Source organism: Catenulispora acidiphila DSM 44928 (assembly GCF_000024025.1).
Taxonomy (GTDB): Bacteria; Actinomycetota; Actinomycetes; order Streptomycetales; family Catenulisporaceae; genus Catenulispora; species Catenulispora acidiphila.
Genome location: NC_013131.1, coordinates 9361847 through 9386850, shown reverse-complemented (window position 1 = coordinate 9386850; position 25004 = coordinate 9361847). Strand labels below are relative to the sequence as shown.

23 protein-coding genes are annotated in these 25004 nt (G+C 70.3%); 16 read left to right on the top strand and 7 right to left on the bottom strand.

The window, feature by feature from the left end:
* Positions 1 to 26 precede the first annotated feature (26 nt).
* Positions 27 to 1469, top strand: coding sequence for a proline--tRNA ligase (proS, locus tag CACI_RS39980; RefSeq protein ID WP_015796640.1), 1443 nt, complete (start codon positions 27 to 29; stop codon positions 1467 to 1469).
* Positions 1470 to 1515: 46 nt separating this feature from the next.
* Here proS and CACI_RS39975 read toward each other — a convergent pair whose 3' ends face one another.
* From CACI_RS39975 to CACI_RS39965, 3 genes are all read right to left on the bottom strand, one after another.
* On the bottom strand, positions 1516 to 2334 hold the full coding sequence (locus CACI_RS39975; RefSeq protein WP_015796639.1) for a 1,4-dihydroxy-6-naphthoate synthase: 819 nt from the start codon (positions 2332 to 2334) through the stop codon (positions 1516 to 1518).
* 8 nt (positions 2335 to 2342) lie between these two features.
* A complete protein-coding gene (locus CACI_RS39970) occupies positions 2343 to 2990 on the bottom strand; it encodes a futalosine hydrolase (protein WP_015796638.1) in 648 nt (215 codons plus the stop codon).
* A gap of 104 nt (positions 2991 to 3094) precedes the next feature.
* Positions 3095 to 4960, bottom strand: coding sequence for an MFS transporter (locus CACI_RS39965; RefSeq protein ID WP_143765582.1), 1866 nt, complete (start codon positions 4958 to 4960; stop codon positions 3095 to 3097).
* A gap of 132 nt (positions 4961 to 5092) precedes the next feature.
* Between CACI_RS39965 and CACI_RS39955 the strand changes: the two genes are divergently transcribed.
* The 9 genes from CACI_RS39955 (at position 5093) to ccsB (ending at position 14514) form a co-directional block, all read left to right on the top strand.
* Positions 5093 to 6124, top strand: a complete 1032-nt coding sequence (locus CACI_RS39955; RefSeq protein WP_015796635.1) for a DUF3027 domain-containing protein — start codon at positions 5093 to 5095, stop codon at positions 6122 to 6124.
* A gap of 17 nt (positions 6125 to 6141) precedes the next feature.
* Complete coding sequence (locus CACI_RS46760) at positions 6142 to 7599, top strand: MFS transporter (RefSeq protein ID WP_015796634.1); 1458 nt, start codon at positions 6142 to 6144, stop codon at positions 7597 to 7599.
* Complete coding sequence (locus CACI_RS39940) at positions 7596 to 8015, top strand: DUF7919 family protein (RefSeq protein ID WP_015796633.1); 420 nt, start codon at positions 7596 to 7598, stop codon at positions 8013 to 8015. Before CACI_RS46760 ends, CACI_RS39940 begins: the two co-directional genes overlap by 4 nt.
* Before the next feature lie 52 nt (positions 8016 to 8067).
* Positions 8068 to 9387, top strand: a complete 1320-nt coding sequence (hemL, locus tag CACI_RS39935) for a glutamate-1-semialdehyde 2,1-aminomutase (protein ID WP_015796632.1) — start codon at positions 8068 to 8070, stop codon at positions 9385 to 9387.
* Between the two features lie 65 nt (positions 9388 to 9452).
* Positions 9453 to 10106, top strand: a complete 654-nt coding sequence (locus CACI_RS39930) for a histidine phosphatase family protein (RefSeq protein WP_015796631.1) — start codon at positions 9453 to 9455, stop codon at positions 10104 to 10106.
* Between the two features lie 172 nt (positions 10107 to 10278).
* A complete protein-coding gene (locus CACI_RS39925; RefSeq protein ID WP_143765581.1) occupies positions 10279 to 10863 on the top strand; it encodes a TlpA family protein disulfide reductase in 585 nt (194 codons plus the stop codon).
* Positions 10864 to 10873: 10 nt separating this feature from the next.
* Positions 10874 to 11698 carry a cytochrome c biogenesis CcdA family protein gene (locus tag CACI_RS39920; protein WP_015796629.1) on the top strand — a complete coding sequence of 275 codons (825 nt, stop codon included), beginning with the start codon at positions 10874 to 10876 and terminating at the stop codon, positions 11696 to 11698.
* 21 nt (positions 11699 to 11719) lie between these two features.
* Positions 11720 to 13441: a cytochrome c biogenesis protein ResB gene (resB, locus tag CACI_RS39915; RefSeq protein ID WP_015796628.1), complete on the top strand. Its 1722-nt coding sequence runs from the start codon at positions 11720 to 11722 to the stop codon at positions 13439 to 13441.
* 47 nt (positions 13442 to 13488) lie between these two features.
* On the top strand, positions 13489 to 14514 hold the full coding sequence (gene ccsB / locus CACI_RS39910) for a c-type cytochrome biogenesis protein CcsB (protein ID WP_083796222.1): 1026 nt from the start codon (positions 13489 to 13491) through the stop codon (positions 14512 to 14514).
* A gap of 85 nt (positions 14515 to 14599) precedes the next feature.
* Here the strand turns inward: ccsB and CACI_RS39905 are convergent, their stop codons facing one another.
* The gene (locus tag CACI_RS39905; protein ID WP_015796626.1) at positions 14600 to 15298 is read right to left on the bottom strand and encodes a DUF4230 domain-containing protein; all 699 of its coding nucleotides are present in this window, start codon (positions 15296 to 15298) and stop codon (positions 14600 to 14602) included.
* A gap of 327 nt (positions 15299 to 15625) precedes the next feature.
* Here CACI_RS39905 and CACI_RS39900 point away from each other — a divergent pair, with 327 nt between their 5' ends.
* Positions 15626 to 17059, top strand: coding sequence for a hypothetical protein (locus tag CACI_RS39900; RefSeq protein WP_143765580.1), 1434 nt, complete (start codon positions 15626 to 15628; stop codon positions 17057 to 17059).
* Positions 17060 to 17207: 148 nt separating this feature from the next.
* Here the strand turns inward: CACI_RS39900 and CACI_RS39895 are convergent, their stop codons facing one another.
* Positions 17208 to 18413, bottom strand: coding sequence for a glycoside hydrolase family 75 protein (locus CACI_RS39895; protein WP_015796623.1), 1206 nt, complete (start codon positions 18411 to 18413; stop codon positions 17208 to 17210).
* Between the two features lie 256 nt (positions 18414 to 18669).
* On the bottom strand, positions 18670 to 19071 hold the full coding sequence (locus CACI_RS46755; protein WP_015796622.1) for a PLDc N-terminal domain-containing protein: 402 nt from the start codon (positions 19069 to 19071) through the stop codon (positions 18670 to 18672).
* Positions 19072 to 19182: 111 nt separating this feature from the next.
* On the opposite strand from CACI_RS46755, the gene CACI_RS39885 reads away from it, so the two are divergent.
* The 5 genes from CACI_RS39885 to CACI_RS39865 all read left to right on the top strand — a co-directional run bounded on the left by CACI_RS39885 (position 19183) and on the right by CACI_RS39865 (position 23905).
* A complete protein-coding gene (locus CACI_RS39885; RefSeq protein ID WP_015796621.1) occupies positions 19183 to 20676 on the top strand; it encodes a menaquinone biosynthesis decarboxylase in 1494 nt (497 codons plus the stop codon).
* Entirely contained in the window at positions 20676 to 21623 is a 948-nt protein-coding gene (gene mqnP / locus CACI_RS39880) for a menaquinone biosynthesis prenyltransferase MqnP (protein WP_015796620.1), read from the top strand. Before CACI_RS39885 ends, mqnP begins: the two co-directional genes overlap by 1 nt.
* Before the next feature lie 12 nt (positions 21624 to 21635).
* Positions 21636 to 22295 carry a UbiX family flavin prenyltransferase gene (locus tag CACI_RS39875; RefSeq protein WP_015796619.1) on the top strand — a complete coding sequence of 220 codons (660 nt, stop codon included), beginning with the start codon at positions 21636 to 21638 and terminating at the stop codon, positions 22293 to 22295.
* A 58-nt stretch (positions 22296 to 22353) separates the two neighbouring features.
* Positions 22354 to 22839, top strand: a complete 486-nt coding sequence (locus CACI_RS39870) for a DUF3291 domain-containing protein (RefSeq protein ID WP_015796618.1) — start codon at positions 22354 to 22356, stop codon at positions 22837 to 22839.
* A gap of 595 nt (positions 22840 to 23434) precedes the next feature.
* Positions 23435 to 23905, top strand: coding sequence for an Lrp/AsnC family transcriptional regulator (locus tag CACI_RS39865; protein WP_015796616.1), 471 nt, complete (start codon positions 23435 to 23437; stop codon positions 23903 to 23905).
* A 157-nt stretch (positions 23906 to 24062) separates the two neighbouring features.
* Here the strand turns inward: CACI_RS39865 and CACI_RS51790 are convergent, their stop codons facing one another.
* Entirely contained in the window at positions 24063 to 24995 is a 933-nt protein-coding gene (locus CACI_RS51790; protein WP_015796615.1) for a hypothetical protein, read from the bottom strand.
* Positions 24996 to 25004 lie beyond the last annotated feature (9 nt).

Here is a 25004-nt window from a genome sequence, read left to right as displayed (position 1 = left end):
CGGTATCGGCTGGATAGCGTTCCGTCATGGCACGCGACGAGCGCGGGGTCACCCCGCAGAGCGAGGACTTCTCCTCCTGGTACAACGAAGTGGTCACCAAGGCGCAGCTGGTCGAGCGCGGGCCGGCGCGCGGCACGATGGTGATCCGACCGTATGGGTACCGGATCTGGGAGCTGCTCCAAGCCGACCTCGACGGCCGTATCAAGGACACCGGGCACGAGAACGCCTACTTCCCGATGCTGATCCCGGAGTCCTACCTCAAGCGCGAGGCCGAGCACGTCGAGGGCTTCGCCCCGGAGCTGGCCGTCGTCACCCACGCCGGGGGCAAGGAGCTGGAGGAGCCGCTGGTCCTGCGGCCCACCTCGGAGACCGTCATCGGGGAGATGATGGCCAAGTGGATCTCGTCCTACCGGGACCTGCCGCTGCTGCTGAACCAGTGGGCCAACGTCGTCCGCTGGGAGCTGCGCCCCCGCCTGTTCCTGCGCACCACCGAGTTCCTGTGGCAGGAAGGGCACACCGCGCACGCCGACGAGGCCGAGGCGATGGCCGAGACGCTGCAGATGCTCGACGTCTACGAGCACGTCTGCCGCGACCTGGCCGCGATCCCGGTCGTCCCCGGCGAGAAGACGCCCGGCGAGCGGTTCGCCGGCGCGGTGAAGACCTTCACCGTCGAGGGCATGATGCGCGACGGCAAGGCGCTGCAGAGCGGGACCACGCACTATCTGGGCACGAACTTCGCCAAGGCTTTCGGCATCCAGTTCGCCGACGACGCCGGGCGGCTGGAGCTGTGCCACACCACCTCGTGGGGCATGTCCACGCGCCTGGTCGGCGGCACGATCATGACCCACGGCGACGACAAGGGCCTGGTCCTGCCGCCGAAGCTGGCGCCGTATCAGGTGGTGATCGTCCCGATCGCGCGCGGCGACCAGGCGGAGACCGTACTGGCAGCGGTGCGTGAGCTGGCCGGACGTCTGAAGGCCGCCGGGATCCGGGTCCACGTCGACGACCGGCCGCAGGTCTCCCCGGGCTTCAAGTTCAACGACTGGGAGATGCGCGGCGTCCCGCTGCGGCTGGAGATCGGCCCGCGCGACCTGGCCGCCGGGACCGCGCTGCTGGCCAAGCGGCTCGGCGATCAGGGGAAGGTCGCGATCTCGCTCGACACCGCCCCGGAGGTCCTGCTGGACACGCTCGACGACTTCCAGGAGTTCCTGCTCGAGCGCGCGACCGATTTCCGCGACTCGCACACGGTCACCGTGGACGCGTGGGAGGAGTTCGTCGCGGCGGTCGCCACTGGCTGGGCTCGCGCGCTGCACTGCGGGCGTCCGGAGTGCGAGGAGGAGATCAAGGCCGCCACGGCCGCCACGCCGCGGTGCATTCCGTTGGAGGCGCCCGCGGAGTCGGGGAGCTGCGTACGGTGCGACGCGCCGTCGGCGTATGGCAAGCGCGTGTTGTTCGGGCGCTCCTACTGAAGAACGCGGCGCCGACGGGATCCCGTCGGCGCCGCGTTGCGAAGAACTACTTCGCGAGGAGTGCCTCGACCGCCGCGAGACCGTCCGCGCCGAGGTCGCGGGTGAACTCGTTCACGTACAGCCCGATGTGCTGCTGCGCGACTTCCGGGTCCATCTCCTGCGCGTGTTCCATCACGTACTCGTGCGAGGCCTTCGGATCGGCCCAGGCGAAGTCCACCGAGTCCCGGATCAGCGCGCTCAGCTCGGCCAGCGCCTCGGCGCCCAGCTCCTTGCGGGCCACGATGGCGCCCAGCGGGATCGGCAGCCCGGTCTCGGACTCCCACCACTCGCCGAGGTCGGCGTGGCAGGTCAGGCCGAAGTTCTGGAAGGTGAAGCGGGCTTCGTGGATGACCAGCCCGGCGGCCACCTCGCCGGCCGCGACCGCCGGCATGATCTCGTGGAACGGCAGGACCTTGATGTCCACGCCGCCCGGGATGTTCTTCTCGGCCCACAGCTCGAACAGCCGGTAGGCGGTGGACAGCAGGCTCGGCACCGCGACCACGCCGCCGGCCAGCGCCTCCGCCGTCACCGCGCCCTGGGACAGCACCAGCGGTCCGCAGCCGCGGCCCAGGGCGCCGCCGCAGTGCAGCAGCTCGTAGCGGTCCCGGACCAGCGGCAGCGCCGGGTAGGAGATCTTCAGGACGTCCGGGGCGTCCGCCTCCTGCACCCAGTAGTTCGTGACGTCGATGTCGGCGAAGGTCACGTCGAAGGCCGGGGCGCCGGCCAGCAGTCCGTGGGTCAGCGCGTGGAAGACGAACGTGTCGTTGGGGCACGGCGAGTAGGCGATGGACAGCTTCTCGGGCAGGGCGGTCGGCGCGTCAGACATATGGCCGATTATGCGACGCCGGGCGCTTGGAGGGCGGCCAGGGTCTCCCCGACCGTCGCCAGGACGTCCATGGCTTCACCGATCCGCCACGATTCGCGGTCCCGCGGACCGACCACGTTGGAGATCGCGCGGATCTCCACGAAGGGCAGCTCGGCCATCGTCGCGGCGGTCGCCACGCCGTAGCCCTCCATGCCCTCGGCAGCCGCGTCCGGGTGGCGCGCCAGCAGCTCCGCGGTGCGCTCGGCGGTGCCGGTGACGGTGGCCACGGTCAGCACGGCGCCGGTGACCACGTGCAGGCCGGCCTCGCCGAGCGCGGTGCCGATGCGCTCGGCCCAGGGCTCGTCGGGCTGCTCCACGTGCGGGGCGAAGCCCAGCTCCTCGATCGGCAGGAAGCCCTCGGGGGAGTCGGCGCCGAGGTCGGCGGCGACCACCCGGGTGGAGACCACGACCGAGCCCAGCGGCGCGCGCGGGGCGAAGCCGCCGCCGATGCCCACCGACACCGCCAGTTTGTAGGGCTCGGAGGCCAGGACCCAGGCCGCGCCGGTCGCCGCGGCCGCGGGACCCGCGCCGGTGACTATCACCGTCAGCCCGTCGGCGTGCCGCTGAAGCGCGTCGCGCTCGGCGGCGACGGCGGTCGCCAGCAAGAACTCGTACATACGGTCACTCCCCGTCATCCCGTGGATGGCTTGCGTGGTCGGATCGGCGCATTCCGGAAACGTACCCGGGAAACGGGCTCCGTCCCCACTTCTGCCACGGGTCTTCAGACTCCGAGACTTTGGGCGGGATTGGGCGCCACGAAGCGCAGGTCCGAGAGAGCCTTGAGCGTCACCACGCACACCGTCAGCAACGCGACGGCCGCGACGATGAACGCGAACGTCCCGTTGCCGTTGTCGGGGTAGGACATCGCGATCCCCAGGCCTCCGCCGACCACCCAGGCCAGCTGCAACAGTGTCTCAGACCGGGCGAAGGCCGAGGTGCGCACGCGCTCGAGGGTGTCGCGCTGCAGAAGGGCGTCCAGGGAGAGTTTGGCCAGCGCAGCGCTCATGGCGGCGACCGCGGCTACGGTGAGTACCGTGATCAGGTTGTAATAGAAGGCGCACGCCAGAACCGCGCCGGTGGTCAGCGCCAGCATCGCGGAGATCACGCCCTCCGGCGCGCGGGCCTTCAGCACCGAACCCAGCGAGGTGCCCACGGCGTTGCCGACGGCCGCGGCGCCGGCGATCATGCCGATCGCGACCAGGTCCTTGTAGCCGGCCAGCGGGTGGTAGCGGACCAGGAACGCCATGAAGATGGTCAGGAAGCCGGAGAAGCAGCGGAACGCGGCGTTGGCGCGCAGGGCCAGCACGACCGACGGGCCCACCGAGCGCAGCCGCAGGTTCGGCATGGTCTCCTCCAGGCGGGGGTCCATGTTCCGATCCCGCTTCTTCAGCTGCGCCTTCTGCTCGCCCTCGGCGGAGTCCACATGCGACGGCAGCCGGATCGCCAGGTACGCGCCGAGCGCGAAGACCAGTGCCGCGCCGATCAGGCAGTAGGCGGCGCCGAGGTGCACCAGCAGCCCGCCGATCGGGGCGAAGACGAAGGTGGCGATGATGCTGGCCATCGAGGTGCGCGAGTTCGCCTTGATCAGGGTGCTGCCCTGGGGCACGAGGCGGGGGATGACCGCGCTGCGGGTCACGCCGTAGGCCTTGGACGCCGCCAGACAGCCGAACGCGGCCGGGTAGAGCGCCAGGTTGGCGTCCCCGCTCACGGTGCGCGCCATGATGAGCGCCAGCACCAGGCGCGCGGCCATGGTGACCGCCATCGCCAGCCGGCGGCCGTGCCCGAAGCGGTCCAGCAGCGGGCCGATGACCGGTGCCAGCAGCACGAACGGCACCATCGTGACCACCAGGTACAGCGCCACCTTGCCGCGCGCCTGCCCCGGTTGCACGCCGAAGAACACCGACTGCGCCAGCGCCAGGGTGATCAGCAGGTCGCCGGCGGTGTTCACGGCGTGCAGCTCGATCAGGCGGGACAGCCCGGACTCCCGGGCGCCGCCGGACTCGGTGTACTTGCGGATGCGGTGGCCGACGAAGCCGCCGACGCGGCCCATGGCGCGTCCCGTGGCCTCGGTGCCCTCGCCGACGCGGCGCAGCAGGCGCGCGGTCTCGGACTCCGGGCGGGCCGGAGCCATCGGGCGGACCGGCGTGAACATCTCTATGTCGGCGGCCGACAGATCCGGGGCGACCTCGGCCAGCTCGGGCAGGGTCGCGGCGAGGTCGAGGGTCGCGACCGGGACCTCGCCGGGCTGCTGGGCGGCCATGGTGCGGGTCGGGACCGGGTCGCGGTGTCCGCCTCTGCCGCGTGCCGGTGGTGCCGCCGGCGGCGTGGGCGACGCGGCCGATGATGGCGTCGAGGACGACCCAGCCGACCCGGCCGACGCTGAGGTCGCTGAGGAATCGCCGGTCGGCAGCGTGTCGGCGAGCGCGGAGTCCCCCGAAGCCGGCTCCCGTCCCGGCGCGCCCGCGTCCCGCCTGCGCTTCGGCGGCAGCGGCGGGGGCATCGGGATCAACGGCCGGGTCTCCTCTGGGGCGTCGAAAACCCGCGTCCGCTCCTCGCCGTCCCGATTCGGCGTCTGATCCTTGGCCACGTCCCTATCCTGCCCGGAAAAACCGAACGTGGGGAGCCGGTGATTCAATTCGGACCCCGCCAGAGCGGCGCCGATGCACCGACAGACGAACCACTGTCACACGAACCCCTCTGGATAGGGGAGAATCGAGGAGTGAACGCCGCGACCGCCACCCCAGCCCGCTCCGCAGACAGCCGGCCGCGCGGACGCCAGCCGGTCCTCGACCAGGTCTGCGCCGACGCAGTCGACCTGGCCCTGGCCGCGGCCGAGGACGTCGCCGGGATCGGCGAGGTCGGCCGGCACGTCGGCATGCTCGCCGAGGGCGACCGGGTGGTCACCCACCTGTTCGAGTGCAAGGAACGCGGTTACCACGGCTGGAACTGGGCCGTGACGCTGACCCGCGCACCCCGTACCAAGTTCGTCACCCTGGACGAGACCGTGTTGGTCGCGGGCCGGGAATCCGTTCTGGCGCCGGACTGGGTGCCGTGGAGCGAGCGCCTGCGTCCCGGCGACCTCGGTCCCGGCGACCTGCTGCCGATCGCCGAGGACGACGCCCGCCTGGTTCCGGCGTACACCGGCCAGGATGAGGAACGCCCGCAGATCTACCGCGAGATCACCCGCGACTCCCTGCCGTTCATCGCCTACCAGCTGGGCCTGGGCCGCCCCCGCGTGCTCTCCCGCGAGGGCCGCGAGGAGGCCGCCGAGCGCTGGCACGAGGGCGAGTTCGGCCCGCACTCCCCGATGGCCCAGGCCGCCCCGGCCCGCTGCTCCGGCTGCGGATTCCTGGCGCCCCTGGCCGGCATGCTGGGCCAGGGCTTCGGCGTGTGCACCAACGAGATCGCCCCGAGCGACGGCCGCGTGGTCTCCCTGGACTTCGGCTGCGGCGCGCACTCCGAGGCCGCCGTGGTCCCCGCCGCGCACCCGACCTCCGAGCCGGTGGTCGACGAGTACAACTACGACACCGTGACCTTCGGCGAGCGGGTCGTGCTGCCCGCCGGCGAGGCTTCGCAGGCCGCTGAGGCGGCGGCCGCCGCCGTGGTCGCGGCGGTGCCGGCCGACGAGGTGACTGGTTCGGGAGATTCAGGCGAGTCGGTCGAGTCGGGCGAGCCGACCGCCGACGGAATCGCCGGCACCGGATCCGTGGTTGGGGAAGCAGCAGTGGAAGAGCCCGCCGATGAAAGCTGACCAGCGATGCGTGACATGTGAGCGCCACCCCTACTGAGACCGTCCTGCGGGTCCGGCACGACAGCTGGACCCGCTTGCTCTACCTCCAACTCGGCGCCTTCGCCTTCTTCCTCTACGCCTTCAGCCCCTCGATCGACCTCCTCAAGGACGACCTCCACATCTCCGCCGGAGTCGCCGGGCTGCACAGCACCTGCTACGCCGTCGGCGTCACCGTCGGCAGCCTCAGCACGCCCTGGTACATCCGCCGCATGGGCGGCTCACGCCCGGCACTGTGGTGGGGACTGGTCGGCCTGTCGCTTTCAGTGGGTTTGTTCTGCGCAGTCCCGTCTTTGTCGGTAACGCTTCCGGCGGCTGCCATCTGCGGAGTCTTCGGCTCACTGCTCTGCATAGCCGTGCCCGCAGCACTGTCCCGCGCACACGGTCCCGAAACGGGACCCGCCGCCATCACCGAGGCGAACGCGGTAGCCGCATTCGTCGGCATCGCCGCCCCGCTCGCAGTAGGCGGCGCGGACGCACTGGGCATCGGCTGGCGCGCGGCACTGCTGTCGGTCGCACCGCTGAGTGCACTGCTATACGTGGTGCTCGGGCGCGTGCGCGAGCCGGAGTGGATCGCCGCGGAGGCCGAGCCCGTGACGGTCGGCGAGGCGGTCGAGGCTTACGGACTCGGCATGGTGGACACGGCCGGTGGGCTGAGCGAGGCCGATGAGCCGGCTGATCGGGATCTCGCCGAGTGTGGCGCTGTGGTTCGCGGCAGCGAAGAACACGGCACGCGCGGCTCGACGATCGAAGCGAGTAGCCAGTTCGCTCAGCCCGCAGAACAAGCCGGCGGCCTGCGTACCCAAGCTGTCGTGCCTTCACCTCGTGGTGCGAGTGACCACGTCGCTCTTCCTTCCGCGCGGGCTGCGACCTTCCGCGATCTCTCCCGCCGCTTCTGGCTCAACCAGCTCGCGGGCGTCTGCGCCGGCGCCGTGGAGTTCTGCCTCACCCTCTGGTGCGCCACTCTCCTGCGCGACCGTGCGCATCTGTCCGCCGGCGTCGCGGCGACCGGCGTCACAGCCGTCGTGGCGGGCATGGCGGTGGGCCGCGCGGTCGGTGGCCGGCTCGCTCTGCGGGTACCGATCGACCGCCTGATCTTCACCGCCTTCGGCACCAACCTGGTCGGCTTCGCGATCTTTTGGGCCACCCCGAATCCGTTCCTCATGTTCGGCGGGCTGGCGGTCGCCGGCCTCGGTGTCTCGCTCCAGTTCCCGCTGTTGTCGGCGCGCGCCATCGAGATGTCGGGCGGTGAGGCGGAACTCGCCGGTGCGGTCAACATGTTCGGCAGCGGGGTCGCGGTCGGCACGGCGCCCTTCGCGCTCGGATTCCTCTCCGACCGCGTCGGTATCCACACCGCCTACCTGTTGCTCCCCGGCTTCATCATCGCGGCGGTGTTGGCGGTGGCGGCGTCGGGGCGCAGGGGTACGTCAGAAACGTGACGTACTTCCCCGACCTGGCGCCCTACGACTATCTGCCGGAGACCGTCCCGCACGGCGTGGAACTCCTCACGGTCGGCTGGCTCGAGCCCGGCCATGACTTCGAGACCGAAGCCGAACCCCTCGCCGCCGCCTTCTGGCCGAACCTCATCACTCTCGCCGCCGACCATCCCGTCGCCGTCACCCGCAGCGTCCACGGCTGCCGCTTCCGGCATCTCTTCGAGGCCGACTACCAGTACCGCGCCGTCTACGGCACCCGCGTCCTGTACCTCGGCAGCGCCGAGATCCGCGTGGTCGCCGCCGACGGCCGGTGGCTGACCGCGCCGACGCTCGTCGTCCACTACGTCCGCGACCACGGCTACCGGCCTCCGCCGGAGTTCGTCGAGGCCGTGGCCGCGATGAGGGTCGCGCCCGAGTGAGCGCGGCCACCGCGATAGCGGGCGTGCCCGCCACATCTGAGACCATGGCGGCATGAACGCGCATCCGTACGAGCCGCCCGAGACCCAGTCCCAGCACCTGTTCGACCGGGCGCGGGCCGTGACACCGGGCGGGGTGAACTCGCCGGTGCGGGCGTTCGGCGCGGTCGGGGGCACGCCGCGGTTCATCGCCTCCGGCGAGGGCGCGTACCTGACGGACGTGGACGGCAACCGCTACGTCGACATGGTGTGCTCCTGGGGTCCGCTGATCCTCGGGCACAACCACCCCGCGGTGCTGGAGGCGGCGCTCAAGGCGCTGCAGAGCGGCACCAGCTACGGTGCGCCGTCAGCCGGCGAGGTCGAGCTGGCCGAGGAGATGGTCGCGCGCATCGCCCCGCTCCAGCAGGTGCGGCTCGTGTCCTCCGGGACCGAGGCGACGATGAGCGCGATCCGGCTGGCCCGCGGGTTCACCGGGCGGACCAAGATCGTGAAGTTCGCCGGCTGCTACCACGGACACGTGGACTCGCTGCTGGCCGCCGCCGGCTCCGGCGTGGCCACCTTCGCGCTGCCGGACACCCCCGGCGTGACCGGGGCGCAGGCCGGCGACACGATCGTGCTGCCCTACAACGACGTCGAGGCGGTGCAGGCCGCGTTCCAGACGCACGGCGCCGAGATCGCGTGCCTGATCACCGAGGCCGCGCCCGGCAACATGGGCATCGTCCCGCCGCAGCCCGGCTTCAACCAGTTCCTGGCCGACGTCTGCCGCGCCCACGGCGCGCTGTTCATCTCCGACGAGGTGATGACCGGCTTCCGCGCCTCCCGCGAGGGCGTGTACGGCATCGACGGCGTGGTCCCGGACCTGATGACCTTCGGCAAGGTGATGGGCGGCGGCTTCCCGGCGGCGGCCTTCGGCGGGCGCGCCGACGTCATGGGCCACCTGGCTCCGGTCGGCCCGGTCTACCAGGCCGGCACGCTGTCCGGGAACCCGGTCGCGACCGCCGCGGGTCTGGCCACGCTGCGCCACTGCACCCCGGACGTCTACAGCCACCTGGACACCACCGCGCACGAGATCGCCGACCTGGCCTCCGAGGCGCTGGCCAAGGAGGGCGTCCCGCACACCGTCCAGTTCGCCGGCACGATGTTCTCCGTCTTCTTCACCGGCGACCCCGTGGCCAACTACGAGGACGCCAAGAAGCAGGACACGAAGGCCTACGCGGAGTTCTTCCACGCCATGCTGAACCACGGCGTCTACCTGCCGCCGAGCTCCTTCGAGGCGTGGTTCGTCTCCGCCGCGCACGACGCCGCGGCGCTCGAGACCATCGCCGAGGCGCTGCCGCACGCCGCCCGCGCCGCGGCCGCCGCCGAGAAGTCCTGAAGACTCCCCGTCTCCAAGCCCCACCGATCGCCTGTCCTGATCCCCGGAAGGAAACCCCACACGTCATGGCCGAGACCAAGACCGTCGTCCACCTCATGCGCCACGGCGAGGTCTACAATCCGGACGGCATCCTCTACGGCCGCCTCCCCGGCTTCCGCCTGTCCGACCTCGGCCGGAAGATGGCCGAGCGCGTCGCCGACCACCTCGCCGACCACGACGTCAAGGCGGTCGTCGCCTCCCCGCTGCAACGCGCGCAGGAGACTGCGGCGCCGATCGCGGCCCGCCACGATCTGGAGATCGGCACCGACGAGCGGCTCATCGAGGCGGCGAACTTCTTCGAGGGCAAGAAGTTCTCGGTCGGCGACGGCGTCCTGAAGCGGCCCGCCGTCTGGTTCAAGCTGTGGAACCCCTTCAAGCCGTCTTGGGGCGAGCCGTACAAGGAGCAGGTCAAGCGCATGCACGCGGCGCTGCTCGCGGCTGCCGAACTGGCTCCGGGGCACGAGGTGGTCCTGGTCAGCCACCAGCTGCCGATCTGGATCAGCCGCCTGGCCGCCGAGCACCGCTCCTTCTTCCACGACCCGCGCAAGCGCGAGTGCACGCTGGCCTCCCTGACCTCCTTCGAGATCACCGACGGCCGCATCACCGCGGTCCGCTACAGCGAGCCCGCCAAGGACCTGCTGCCGGTGAAGAACACGAAGAAGTTCGTCGCGGGAGCGTAGAAGAACCGGCGTAGAAGAACAGCAGACCGATGCCATGCGGCGCTATACGGAGGAATCCGTATAGCGCCGTTTCGCAGTAGCACACTGTCTCCCACCATGGGCAGAGCGCGACGCTTGTCCGATTCGGGGACCCTGCCGCGAGTGCGTACAGCTCCCATGCGAAACTTTTCACATGCTGCGCAGGACGGATGGAACACGCAGGTCGGTCGCCGTGATGGCGGCGACGACGGCCGCCGCACTGACCTTCGGCCTGGCCGCCTGCGGCGGTTCCGGCCCGAAGAACAAGGACGGCCTCGGCAAGTCCGCCGCCTTCTCCGTCAAGGACCGCAAGCAGTTCCCGATGCTTTCCGGGACCACCCTCGACGGCGCCAAGCTGGACATGGCGTCCTACAAGGGCAAGGTCATGGTGGTCAACATCTGGGGGTCCTGGTGCGATCCGTGCCAGCAGGAGGCTCCGTACCTGGAACACGCCAACGAGGCCTACCGCGACAAGGGCGTGCAGTTCGTGGGCATCGACACCCGCGACAACACCGGGCAGGCGCAGGCCTTCGTCAAGGCCAAGCAGATCAGCTACCCGAACCTGGTCGACGACGGCAACGAGACGCTGTTGAGCAAGCTCGCCGGGATCACCTCCCTGGCCTCGGTCCCCTCCACGATGATCATCGACAAGAACGGCGACCTGGCCTGGCGCGCGCTGCAGCCGGTGAGCTTCACCGACCTGTCCACGGCTCTCGACACCGTCCTGTCCGGTCAGTGAGTACCCGACGATGAGCGCGACCGCCGCGGTCCTGACGCACCTGGCCTCCAGCTACACCTCCACCGAGACGAGGGTGGAGTACGGCAGCTTCCTGGTCGCGGTGCCGATCGCCTTGGCGGCCGGGCTCATCTCGTTCCTGTCGCCGTGCGTGCTGCCGCTCGTGCCGGGCTACCTGTCCTACGTGACCGGGCTCACCGGCGTGGATCTGGGCACCCAGACGCTGGACGAGGCGGCGCGGGCCAAGCGCGGGCGGATGATCGCCGGCGCGCTGCTGTTCGTGCTCGGCTTCAGCATCGTGTTCGTGCTGCTGGAGGCGGTGGCCGGCTGGAGCGGGCAGTTCCTGCTGGTCCACAAGCGCGCCATCCAGATCGTGCTCGGCGGCATCACGATCCTGATGGGGCTGTCGTTCGCCGGCGTGGTCCCGGGCGTGATCAGCCGGGTGTTCAACCGCGAGGCCCGGTTCCACACCGATCCGCGGGTCGGGCTGGCCGGCGCGCCGCTGCTCGGGATCCTGTTCGGGCTCGGCTGGACGCCGTGCATGGGACCGACGCTGTCGGCGGTCTCCTCGCTGTCCATCGACTCCGGGAACGCCGGTCGTTCGGTCCTCATCGGGGTGGCGTACTGTCTGGGGCTGGGTCTTCCGTTCGTCCTCACCGCGATCGCGTTCCGCAAAGCGATGGGGGCGTTCGGCTATGTGAAGCGCCACTACCAGGCCGTGATGCGGATCGGGGGCGGCATGCTCGTCCTGATCGGCGTCCTGTTGGTGACCGGGCAGTGGGACCACCTGGTGACCTGGCTCCAGGGCCAGACACCCGGTTTCCAGTCCCCGATCTAGGTAGAACGAGACGTATCTGCAATGGCATCGCCCACAGAAGAGATGGACGCGGACAGCCTCACCACGGCGCCGCGTGAGGAAGGCGGCGGCACCGGTGCCGTCACGCTGCCCCGGCTGAGCGGGCTGGAGATGCTGCGCTGGTCCTGGCGGCAGCTGACGTCCATGCGCGTGGCGCTGATCCTGCTGTTCCTGTTGTCGCTGGCCTCCATCCCCGGCTCGCTGCTGCCGCAGCGCAGTGCCAACACCGACCCCTCGCTGGTCGTCGACTGGATCGCCAAGCACAAGACGGTCGGTCCGCTGCTGGACCACCTGCAGTTCTTCACCGTCTACAAGTCGGTGTGGTTCTCCTCGATCTACCTGCTGCTGTTCATCTCGCTGGTCGGCTGCATCCTGCCGCGCACCACGCAGCATCTCAAGGTGCTGCGCAAGCCGCCGCCGGCCGCGCCGCGCAATCTGGCGCGCATGCCGGCGCACTTCCGCTGGAACGACACTTCGGGCACCTCTGTGGAGGACAAGCTCGGTGCCGCCGAGGCGGAGCTGAAGAAGAAGCGCTTCCGCGTCGTGCGCGGGACGGACGCCGACGGCGGCGGGTGGGTCTCGGGGGAGAAGGGCTACCTGCGCGAGGCCGGCAACCTGATCTTCCACCTGTCGCTGGTGGGCATCCTGGCCGGGTTCGCCGTCAAGGGCTACTTCGGCTACCAGGCCAAGGTCGTCGTCAACGAGGGCGACGGGTTCACGAACATCGCGATGTACTACGACGACCACACCTTCGGCGGCGGCGTCGACCCGGACAAGCTGCCGCCCTTCGGGCTCGTCCTGAACAAGTTCACGGCGACCTACGAGACGAACCACAACGCCCCGGACTTCGGGCAGGCGCGGGACTTCACGGCCGACGTCACGTACAACTCCTCGCCTTCGTCGCCGCAGAAGAAGGCGACGCTGAAGGAGAACAGCCCGCTGAACGTCGACGGGGTCAGCGTCTACCTGAGCAGCCACGGCTACTCGCCGATCATCACCGTCCGGGACAAGACCGGCAAGGCGATCCTCGACCACGAGCCGGTCGAGTTCTTCGACGCCGGCGCGCTGGGCGTGGGCTCGGGCATCTACAAGGTCAAGAACGGTTACATCGACAAGTACGGCAGCCCGCAGCAGCTGGGTCTGCAGGGCACCTTCATCCCCGACTACCCGGGGAAGATGGTGCCGGGACTCGGGGCGGTGTCGCTGTCCCCGACGGCCTCGAACCCGGCGCTGGTGCTGAGCGCGTGGAGCGGCGAACTCGGGGCGAACCCCGGCGTCTACACGATGAACGTGGCCAACGCCCAGCGCGTGAAGCTGCCGAACGCGGCCGACCCGACGAACCCGGCCGTGGTGCTCACCCTGGACAAGGGCAAGAACACGGTCGCTCTGCCCGACGGCACGGGGACCATCGAGTTCGACGGTGTGAAGCAGTGGGCGCAGTTCGACCTCAACCACGACCCGTCGAAGATGCTCGTCTTCGTCTCGGCCGTGGGCATCATCGTCGGGCTGCTCGGCTCGCTGGGGATCCGGCGGCGCCGGGTGTTCGTGCGGGTGCGGCCGGTGGCGGCCGCCGATCAGGGCTCGGGCGAGGGTTCCGGCCAGGGTCCGGGCCCGGTGCGGGTCGAGGTGGCGGGGCTGGCGCGGGCTGAGGACGCGCGGTTGCGGGACGAAGTGCGGGGCGTGGGCAGGGGTCTGCGTCCTCCGAAGGCGGGAGTCCGGAAGTGATCAACGAGTCCTTGGCGAGGTTCTCGAACTACGCCATCTACGGCGCGATGTTCGTGTACCTGATCGCGTTCTTCGCGTACACCGCGGAGTGGGTGTTCGGGCGCGCGTCGTCGTTCGTGGTGGAGAAGGCCGCGAAGGTCCCGGCGCAGGCCGCGGTCCTGGTCGCGGCCGGCGGCGAGGGCCGGGTCCGCGACGGCCTGGACGACCTCGACGGCCTGGATGATTCGGACGGGTTCGACGATCTCGACGACCTCGACGACCGCCGGGACGCCGAGGAGCCGACCCCGCCGATCGACGGCGGCGACGTGCGCGCCATCACCGCCGGCGGCATCGCGGTCAGCACCACGGTGCTCGGCTTCGCGCTGCACGTGGTCGGCGTGGTCTGCCGCGGCCTGGCCGCGCACCGCGTGCCGTGGGGCAACCTGTACGAGTTCACCATCGCCGGCTCGGCCGTCGCGATGGCGCTCTACGTCGGCCTGCTGTTCCGCAAGAACGCGCGCTGGCTCGGGGTCTTCGTCACCGGCGTGATCGTCGCGATCCTCGGCGTGGCCATGGAGGTCCTGTACAAGGACGCCGAGCAATTGGTCCCCGCCCTGCACTCGCCCTGGCTCGTGGTCCACGTCGCCGCCGCGGTCCTGTGCTCGGGCATGTTCACCGTCGCCACCCTCGCCACGGTCCTGTACCTGCTCAAGTCGCACTACGAGACCAAGGCCAAGCTCGGCACGGCGAACCCCAACTCGATGTGGCGCCGGGTCCCCTCGGCGATGAAGCTGGACCTCACCGCCTACCGCATCCTGGCCTTCACCTTCCCGATCTGGACCTTCACCGTCATCGCCGGCTCCATCTGGGCCGAGCGGGCCTGGGGCCGTTACTGGGGCTGGGACCCGACCGAGACCTGGGCCTTCATCACCTGGGTCGTCTACGCCGCCTACCTCCACGCCCGCGCGACCCGCGGCTGGAAGGGCCGCGGCGCCGGCATCATCGCCCTGATCGGCTACGGCTGCTTCATCTTCAACTACTTCGTGGTCTCGATCTTCGTGAACGGCCTGCACTCCTACGCCGGAGTGAAGTAGCGGGCAGAGCAGCGGCGAAAATGCCGAGCGGCGCCAGGCGATTCGCCTGGCGCCGCTTCGGTTTTCCGGCTCTGCGGAGCCGCCGCTACTGGTAGGTCACCGTGATCGTGCCGGTGAAGCCCAGCGAGTGCAGCAAGCCTTGCAGCATCTGCGTGGTGTCCTTCTCGCCGATGGAGACCAGGTTGCTCTTCGCGGCCGCGCCGTCGATCTGCTTGGTCGCTTCCACCAGCAGCGGCTGGACTTTGTTGGGGTCGCTGCTGAAGAGGCGGTCGAACAGGCCCTCCTGCTGGCCGATGATGTAGGACTTGTGGACGTCCAGCGCGGTCGGGTCGAGGACCGGCTTGGGGAGGGTGATGGTCGCCGACAACCGATCGGGGGACACCTTCACGTGATTGGCGTCCAGATTGCTGAAGTCCACGAAGACGCCGACGGTGCCGTCGCCGAGGAAGAACGTGTCGCTGCCCGCCAGGAACGAGGGCAGCCAGGAGGAGTTCTGGACCTCGGTCACGACCTGGAACTCACCGCTGGCCGCCTCGAAGCGCTTGAGCTCCGTGATGGACTTCAAAAGCACTGGTCCGCTGCGTACGGTGGTGGTTTCGCCGAACGGGTTGCCGAAATGGATCAGGTTGGTCAGCGATCCCAGGAAGCCCAGGATCACCACGACGACGACGGCGCCTCCGCCCCAGCGTAAAAGGCTTGAGCGCCACCCGCCGCGCTTGGTGTCGACGATGATGCGCGTCTCGTTCTTGGAGCCTTCCTGAACAGGCTCGTCCTTAGCCGCCACGGCCACCCCCTATCACAGTTATCTTATGACCTATGGCGGCGATCCGTGGGCGCGCGAAGAGGCGTTATGAGGACTATGACCGGCGGGAACGCCGGTCCAGGAGCAGCGGTTGTGTGTGGTTCGCCCTGATCTTGCTCGTTGTCATGCTGTTGTTGTCGCTGATGTTCGGCGGGTTCCACAAAGGCCACCTCCATCCGAATGGGTTGCCGGCGCGGTCTGTGGTGTCCTGTGTCGTGGATTGCCCGCATCCGGGCTCCGGCGATCTGAGAGCATGAGATGGTGAGACCCAAGCCGCGCCGTCAGCCCCACCACTCCTCGCGTCCCGGTGTGCCGAACCGGCGGGCGCATCCGCCCTCGCCGTCCCGGCAGCCGGAGCTGCCGCCGGAGTTCGGGCAGCTCTTCGACGCCTTGGACGAGGTCTACGGCGATCCGCGGACGGTCCGCACCCCGCTGGACGCCGAACTGTGGGCCTCGGCCTTCCTGGGCGGTCTGTGGACCGCGGCGCTGCAGCAGGACGACGAGCCCGAGGGCGCCGAACTCGGCCTGGTCGAGGTGCTGGAGCTGGTCGGCTCGCCGCGGGCCCAGGCGGTGCTGTGCGCGCTGGCCTCGGTCGCCTCGCCGGAGGTCGCGGCGCGGGCCGGACAGGCCTCGGAGCGCTTGTTCCACAAGGGCATCCGCCGTCCGGACTGGTACGGCGCGGCGCTGCAGCAGGTCGAGTTCCTGGAGGCCTGGTCGGTCTCCGACGTGTTCGCCGACGGCGAGTTGCTGATCGCCGCCTTCAAGCGCGGCAAGGACCGCTACGCCTTCACCGCGACCGTCGCCAACAACGCGCAGGGCACCGTGGTGGAGGTGCTCCTCGTCGATCCGGTGGACCTCCCCGACATCCTCGCGGAGATCCGCGCGGAGTTCTCCGAGGGTCCCGAGGGCGTCTTCTCCCTGGACCGCCTCGAAGCCGCCGAACTGCGCCGCCGCCTGGAGCCCGCGGTGCGCGAGACCCTGGTCGACGACGAGGACGACGACGAGTACGAGGACCCGGACGACGCCGAGGACGACGACGCCGAGGACGGCCTCGAGCAGCTGGACGAGGAGTTCGAGGACGACCCCGAGCTCCAGCCCGAGGCGGTCGACGAGGCCTTCGCCGAGCTCGACGCGCTGGCCGCGCTGGAGCAGTCCGGCCCGGCCGCTGCCGACACCGAGGCCCACGGCTACTACGAGGAGTTCGACGAGGAAGACGAGGACGAGGAGGACGAGGGCGACGACTTCGCCGCCCTGCGCGCCCTCATGCTCTCGCGCCTGGCCGTCCTGCCCGAGCCCGCGGAACTGCCCGGCGGCACCGACATCGGCTACGACCTGGACGACCTCCCGCCGCTGCTGGACGAGTTCACGTCCTGCGAGGACGTGCGCGGCCTGCCGCACCCGGCGATCGTCCGCGAATGGGGCGAGGTGTTCGCCCGCCTGGGACTCACCGAGTTCGCCGGCGACCCGCCGCTGTACGGGCCCGAGAAGTTCGACACCCTGATCAACGTCCTGATCCCGGCCCGGGTGAACGCCGACGACGCGCAGCTGGAGATGCTGGAGCCGACCGCGCTGGCCTGGGCCCGCTGGTCCACCCGGCGCTTCGGCCTGGCCGAGCCGGTCGCCGAGTACCTGGTGGAGGCGGTCGGGGAGAGCTTCGAGGACTTCCCGCAGTCCTACGCCGACCCGGTGTTCACGATGGACCGGCACATGTTCGGCTTCACGATGCAGTCCACGGCGGGCTAGCGCCGGCCAGGACACAGATTTCCGACACACACGGAACACGGAATACGGCACACGCACAGACGCCGGCCGGCGGGTGGCGACCCGCCGGCCGGCGCCGGTGTGAGCGGGAACTGTGGGTGTCAAACGGTGGTACGACGACCCGGAACGTCTAGGAGACGGTCACCGAGTCGATGTTGGCCGGGCCGTCCGCGACCGTGCCGGTGACCCGGATGGTGTTGGCGCCGGCGGTCAGGGGCACCGAGATGGTCGCGGTGGACCAGGTGTTCCAGTCCGAGGTGACCGGGAAGTTCAGCGTGCCGTGCGAGGTGCCGTTGACCGAGATGGTCGCCGGGCGCGCCGAGCTGGTGCCGTCCGAGTACCGGAACGTCAGGGTCTTGGTGCCCGCGGAGTCCGCGGTGACCGGGATGTCCAGGTAGGAGCCGGCCGCGTTGGCCGGGTTGGCGAACCCGGAGCCGGTGAAGCCGGTGTGGTTGGAGTCGAATGTGCCGCCGGAGGACATCGAGCCGGTCTCGGCCTCGAAGAGCGTGCCGGTCGGCGGCGGCGGGGTCGTGCCGCCCCCGTCCATGGCCGCGCCGAGGGTGTTCAGCGCCTTCTGCACCAGGGCCTGGGCGTTGTTGCTCAGGTTGGCGTTGCTGCCGTTCACGACCCAGGACGGGCCGGAGAACATGACCACGGTCACGCCGTTGTCCACGCCGCCGGTGGTGCCGCTGCTCGGGATGCCGAGCAGGGAGGCGGCCTTCACGGACGCCTCGCCGAGCTCGCGCGAGTCGTTGTCCGAGGTGGTCTGGCTGTTCCCGGTCTGGGTGTCACCGAAGATCGAGCCGATGACCTTGCCCTTGTAGAACATCAGCGCGAACTGACGGCCGGACATGCCGTGTTCCTTGTAGAAGAAGTGCGGGCACGGCGTCTTCTTGTCCCAGCAGTCGTCGCCCAGGACGAAGAACGGCACGTGGTGCGCGGCCAGCTGCGCCCCGTTGCTGTCCTGGAAGGTGGTCTCGCCCTGGTGGTCGGGATCCGGGTCCGGGTCGCTGCCGTCGTCGTCGATGGCCATGCTGGAGGTGTAGGAGTACACGCCCGGAGCGGGCTGGTACACGTTCACGTTCATCGACCGCGTCATGGTGTTGATGTGGGGCTTGCTGTTGACCTGGGTCGAGGACGTGGAGTTCTTCTGCACGCCGGCCAGAACCTGGGCGGCGGTGTAGTCGGCCGCGGCGGCGGCCGGCGCCGCCGCCGAGCCGGCCTTGGCGGCGGGGTGCGCCGTGGCCGCTTGGGCGGTGTGCGTGATGGCGAGCTGGGTGGCGATCGCGATCGCCGCGGCGGCTGCCACGGCGAGGCGCTTACGGCTCGAGGACATGGGGGTGGGGCCTCCGTTTTTCGTTAGTAAAGTTCCCTAACTGGAATAGAAGCAGCAGTCACCCCGTCGCGCAATCGTCTTTGGCCGAAATTTGAACTTTCGATACCCGGGCAATGCGCGATCTTGTCAGGAAGTCGATCTTCGAAAAGGGGAAGATCGCCGGGCGGCGGTTCGATCAACCCTGCTGAGCAGGGCGTGGGCAGCGGAAAATCGCGGGAGCGGCCCAGATCATGATCCTTCGTCGCCCGCCGCCGGCTCAGTTCTCCGGGCGGTCCTTCTTCAACTGCTCGCCGAGCTGCCGCAGGAACTCCGGATCATCGTCCGGCGCGACCGTCCATGTGCTGGGAGCCGACCCGCCGCGCGTCCGGCGCCCCGGGGTGTCCACGATCCGCGGCCGCGCTTGGTGCGCCCCGCCGCGGCCGATCGAGCTGAGCAGTCCGGGGTGGGAGTCCGTGGCCCGGCGCCGGGGATCGCGGGGCTGCGCCGTCCGGCCGGAGAAGATCCACAGCAGGGCGCCGACATACGGCACCGCGATCAGCACGGCCCACACGGGCTTGGGCAGGAACCGGACCCACGGCCGGGGAGTGAGCAGGCAGTCGACCCAGGCGAAGATCGCCAGTGCGATCGGCACCAGCCACTGGATCACGAAACGGAGCAACGCCCAGCCTCCCGGGAAGTCGCGGGTTTTCCAATATTCAACAGTAACGGCGAAGCGTTCACTGCGGGACCGGTACGGGGGTCTTCCCGGGTCTGACACATACTGGTCACCATGGCCTACGACGATCTGCGCTCCTTCTTGAAGGCCCTCGAACGGCGGGGGCAGCTCAAGCGCGTCCGCGCCGAGGTGGACCCGCACCTGGAGGTCGGGGAGATCACCGACCGCGTGCAGAAGGCGGACCGCGAGGACTCCCACGCCGGGCCCGTGAAGAACGTGGCGCTGCTGTTCGAGAACGTCCGCGGCGCGCACACCCCCGACGGCACGCCGATCCCGCTGGCCATGAACGTCTTCGGCACCGAGGAGCGGCTCTGCCTGGCGCTGGGCCTGAAGAACCTGGACGAGATCGGCGACCGGATCGGCGACCTGCTCAAGCCGGAGCTGCCGCACGGCGTCTCGGGTCTGCGCGACGCGCTGGGCAAGGCCGCGCAGCTGAAGTCCGTGCCGCCCAAGCACGTGAAGAAGGCGCCGGTGCAGGAGATCGTCCTGACCGGCGACGACGTGGACCTGGACCTGCTGCCGGCGCTGCACACCTGGCCGGAGGACGGCGGCTCGTTCTTCAACCTGGGCCTGACCCACACCAAGCACCCGGAGACCGGCGCCCGGAACCTGGGCCTGTACCGGCTCCAGCGCCAGGACAAGCGCACCATCTCCATGCACTGGCAGATCCACAAGGACTCCACCAACCACTACGCCGTCGCCCAGCGCCGCGGCGAGCGGCTGCCGGTCGCCGTGGCGTTCGGCTGCCCGCCGGCGGTCACCTACGCCGCCACCGCGCCGCTGCCCTCGGACATCGACGAGTACTTGTTCGCCGGCTTCGTGCAGGGCAAGCGGGTCGAGCTGGTGGACTGCAAGACGGTGCCGCTGCAGGTGCCGGCGAACGCCGAGGTGGTGCTGGAGGGCTGGCTGGAGCCCGGCGTGACGCTGCCGGAGGGACCGTTCGGCGACCACACCGGCTTCTACACGCCGGTCGAGCCCTTCCCGGCGCTGACCGTGACCGCCGTGACGATGCGCGCCGAGCCGATGCTCCAGTCGATCGTGGTGGGCCGGCCGCCGACCGAGGACGGTCCGCTGGGCCGGGCCACCGAGCGCTTCTTCCTGCCGCTGCTGAAGATCATCATCCCCGACCTGTTCGACTACGCGCTCCCGGAGGCCGGCGGCTTCCACAACTGCGCGATCGTCTCGATCGACAAGCGCTACCCCAAGCACGCGCAGAAGGTGATGCACGCGATCTGGGGCGCGCACCTGATGTCGCTGACGAAGCTGATCATCGTCGTGGACAGCGACTGCGACGTGCACGACTTCGCCGAGGTGGCCTGGCGCGCGTTCGGCAACGTGGACTACTCCCGCGACCTGACCGTGGTCGAGGGTGTGGTGGATCATCTGGACCACGCCTCCTACCAGCAGTTCTACGGTGGAAAGGCGGGGATCGACGCGACTCGTAAGCTGCCGGAGGAGGGCTATCACCGCGGCTGGCCGGAGATGATCACCTCCGACCCGATGACCGCGGCGAAAGTCGACCGCCGCTGGAAGGAATACGGCCTCTGATGTCCACGGCTCCTGTGGAACCCACCGGCACCACCCGCGAGGTCAACGCGGCTCCCGAGACCGCGCGGGGCGTGGCCGGCGGGACCCGGGCGTTCCTGCGCCTGGTCCTGATCGAGCACTCGGTGTTCGCCCTGCCCTTCGCCTACATCAGCGCGCTGTGGGCGATGTTCGAGACCAGCGGCCACGTGAACTGGGCCAAGCTGGCGCTGATCACCGTCGCCATGGTCGGCGCCCGCACCTTCGCGATGGCGATGAACCGCATCATCGACCGCGAGATCGACGCCCGGAACCCGCGCACGCAGATGCGCGAGCTGGTCACCGGCGCGGTCTCGGTGAAGACCGCCTACCTCGGCTCCCTCGCCGCGCTGGTCGTGTTCCTGGCCGCCGCGGCGTCCCTGAACCGGCTCTCGCTGTTCCTGGCGCCGGTCGCCGTGGTCCCGCTGGTCCTGTACCCCTACGGCAAGCGCTTCACGAATTACCCGCACGCCATCCTCGGCATCGCGCAGGCGATCGGCCCGATGGGCGCCTGGATCGGCGTGACGGGCCACTGGTCGTGGCAGGCGACGCTGCTGGGCCTGGCGGTCGGCTTCTGGATCGGCGGCTTCGACCTGATCTTCGCCTGCCAGGACGTCGCCGCCGACCGCGTGATCGGCGTGAAGTCGGTCCCGGCCCGCTTCGGCATCGCCGCCTCCCTGCGCGCCTCCATCGTCACGCACGTCATCACCCTCGCCCTGCTGGTCTGGTTCGGCGTGGTGGCGCACGGCGGCGCCCTGTGGTGGATCGGCGTCGCGGTGGTCGCCGGCGCCTTCTGGTACGAGCACTCCCTGGTCAAGCCCACCGACCTGTCGAAGGTGAACCGGGCGTTCTTCACCACGAACGGCTTCGTGGGGATCTCGCTGTTCTGCTTCGCGCTGCTGGACCTGATCGTGCGCGGGTTGGGCGCCTGAGCAGGTATGGCTATGCAGACGGACAATAGATCGGTGACCACCTCCCGCACCCCCTGGATCGTCGGCGTGTCCGGCGCCTCCGGCACGCCGTACGCCGCCGCGACCATACGCGCGCTCCTCGATGCCGGCGAGGACGTCGACCTGGTCGTGAGCCGGGCGGCGCGGCTGACGATCCTGGACGAGACCGGGGTGTCGTTCCGGGACGGGCACTGGCGCGAGGACCTGGCCGCGTGGCTCGGGTGGGCGCCGGAGGATCCGCGGCTGGACGCCGTGCGGTACTGGCCGGCCGGGGACTTCGCCGCCGGGCCGTCCTCCGGGAGCTATCCGGCGCGGGGGATGGTGGTCGTGCCGGCGTCCACGGCGGCGGTCGCGGGGATCGCGCTGGGGCTGTCGAAGGACCTGCTGCAGCGCGCCGCCGACGTGACGCTCAAGGAGCGGCGGCCGCTGGTGGTCTGTGTGCGGGAGACGCCGCTGAACCGCGGCACGCTGCGGCACATGGTCGAGCTGGACGAGGCCGGAGCCGTGGTGCTGCCGGCGGCGCCGGGGTTCTACGCCGGGCTGAAGGACGTGCAGCAGCTGGTGGACTTCGTCGCGGGCAAGATCCTGGACGTGATCGGCGTGCCGCACACGCTCTTCCAGCGCTGGCGCGGCGACTTGGGTTCAGCACGCTGAGTCCGGGTCCCGAGACACAGCCCGCATAGACGCGAGCCCTCTGAGTAGCCTGCGCCCCATGGACACTCCCGACGCTCTTCTGGGCCCTTTCGAGGGCTTCCACCTGGCACAGGTGAACATCGGCCGGCTCGTCGCGCCGCTGGGCGACCCGGCGATCGAGGACTTCACCAAGAACCTGTCGCGCGTCAACGACCAGGGCCGGGACATGCCCGGCTTCGTCTGGCTGCTGGAGGGCAGCGACCCCGAGATGGGCGCCACCGACATCGCCTGGCCCGGCGATCCCGAGATGTTCGTCAACCTGACCGTCTGGGACTCCGTGGGCGCCTTGCGCGCCTTCGCCTTCTCCGGCGAGCACCGCACGCTGCTGGCGCGCCGCAAGGAGTTCTTCCACAAGCTGCCCGAGGCCGCCGCCACGATGTGGTGGGTCCCGGCGGGCACGGTCCCGACGGTCCAGGAGGCGCACGACCGGCTGGCGCACTTCCGCGAGCACGGGCCCACGCCGCACGCCTTCTTCTTCCAGCGGCTGTTCGCGCCGGAGGGCTGAGTCCGCGCCGGACAGCGCGTACGCAAAGGAGCGCCCTTTCCAGTCCCGGGGGGACGGACTGGAGGGGCGCTCCCGTTTTCCCGGCCGCCGGTACCCGAGCGTCGATTCGGGGGGGAGTAATCGACGCGACCGGCGGCCGGAGCTCTAGGTGGTTCTTGCGGTTCTTGCGGTACTCGGGGTGTTCCTTGTGCTGGAGCTGCTCGGCTCGCGCCGTGCGGCCGGCGCTGTCGGCGCAGCTCAGGCCTTGCGGGAGGCCTTCGCGGTGCGCGCCAGGCGGGCGTTGGCGGCCTGCTTGCGCAGGTCGTTCAGCCGGGTGTGCGCGGCCTGCAGCTCGTACGGCTGGAAGTTCATCGTTGACTCCTTGGATCCGACGGGCTTAACCTTGTCTCTGCCTTAGATTCTAAGGAGTTGGGCGCTGGTTGTCCAATTGTTTGAAGGTGAACACCGTCACAGATCGTTAATGGGGGACCACGGCGTCCCCGGACGGCCCCGCGCGGGGGCCGGGGCGGCCCGGGGAGCCGATACGCTCGCACCCTGGTGTTGCGGACGGCCCGGGCGGGTGCGTCCACCGATGCGGATGAGGTGATCAGGAAGCATGGACGCGGTGGACCGCGCCTTGATCGACGCGCTGCGGACGAACGGCCGCATGTCGTACGCCGAGCTGGGCCGCCTGGTCAGTCTGTCCGGGCCGTCGGTGACCGACCGGATCAACCGGCTGGAGAGCAACGGCGTCATCACCGGCTACCGGGCGATGGTCGCGCCCGAGCAGCTCGGGCTGAACGTGACGGCGATGATCGGCATCCTGCTGTCGGACTCCGCCGAGCTGGACGACGTGGCCTGGCGGCTGCGCGACGTGCCGGAGATCGAGGACTGCTTCTTCGTCGCCGGCGAGGAGTCCTTCCTGCTGAAGGTGCGCGCCGGGCATCCGGAGGACCTGGAGCGGATCATCGGGCGCCTGACCCGGATCCGCGGCGTGGCCCGGACCCGGACCACGGTCGCGCTGTCGACCAAGTGGGAGGACCGGCCGATGCCGCTGGCCGAGCTGGAGGAAGAGGACGCGAAGTAGCGGACCGGCGCCCACGGCGCGCGCCGTCCGCCGAGCAGAGGGTGCGAAACGAAGGGCCGCGCCGGAGACGATTCTCACGAATCGCTCCGGCGCGGCCCTTCGTTCTGGGCTTGTTCTGGGCTCGTCCCGGGCTCGTCCTGGGCTGTTCGGGCGGCCGTCAGGCCAGCACGATCGACACCACGATCGCCACGATCCCGATGTGCGAGGCGATGACCGCGGCCAGGCACGCGTACCGGCCGGTCGAGGTGGTGTTCTCGTCGGTCAGGTACGCCGCCGCGGCCACCGCGGCGCCGGTCACCAGCGGCACGGTGATCAGCGGGGTGAGGTGCGGGATCACCTTCTCCATCTGCGCGGCGAACAGCAGCGCCAGCCAGCTCAGCCCGGCCACCACGGTGAAGCCCCAGGTCAGCCCGAGCGGGTTGAGCTGCCGCCAGCGCAGCAGCCCGCCGATGATCAGGATCATCGCCGGGATCGCCAGCCCGGACAGCGCCAGCAGCTGCGAGTTCAGCGTGATGCCTGCGATCGAGCGCGAGGAGCCGCCGCTGGAGGCGGCGCCGCAGGCGAAGGCGATGATCAGCGCCGGGATCGCGCCGATGGCGAAGGCCATGCCCAGGCGCGGGCCGAGCGGCAGCGCCGGGCCGCCGCCGGCGGTGGCCGCCGCGGCGCCCGCGCGGCGCGAGCCGCCGGAGCCGCCCGAGCGCGGCGGAGCCGCGGCCCGGCGGGAGCCGCCGCGCGGCGGGGCGTCGTCGTAGTCGCTGTCGCGGTCCTCACGGGGGTCGCGGGCCGCGCGGGGGTCCCGCGAGCCGCGCGGGTCGCGCGCGGCTCCGTCGCTGTCGTAGCTGTCCTGTCCGGGTCCCCGGCCGCGGGTGCCCCGGCCGCCCCGTGCCGGCGCCGCCGCCGGCACCGGGGTGTAGTCGTCGCCGTAGGCGGCCGGCCTCGGCGGCCGGCCTCCTGAGCGGGGCTGTTGCCCGTACCCGTCGTCGTAGCCGCGCGCCGCGGGTTGGCGGTCGTAGGCGTCGTACTGCCCGCGGCCGCCCCGGTCGTCTCCGGGAGGTCGGCCGGCGGCTCGTCTGGAGGGTGTTTCGGACATGATGACGAC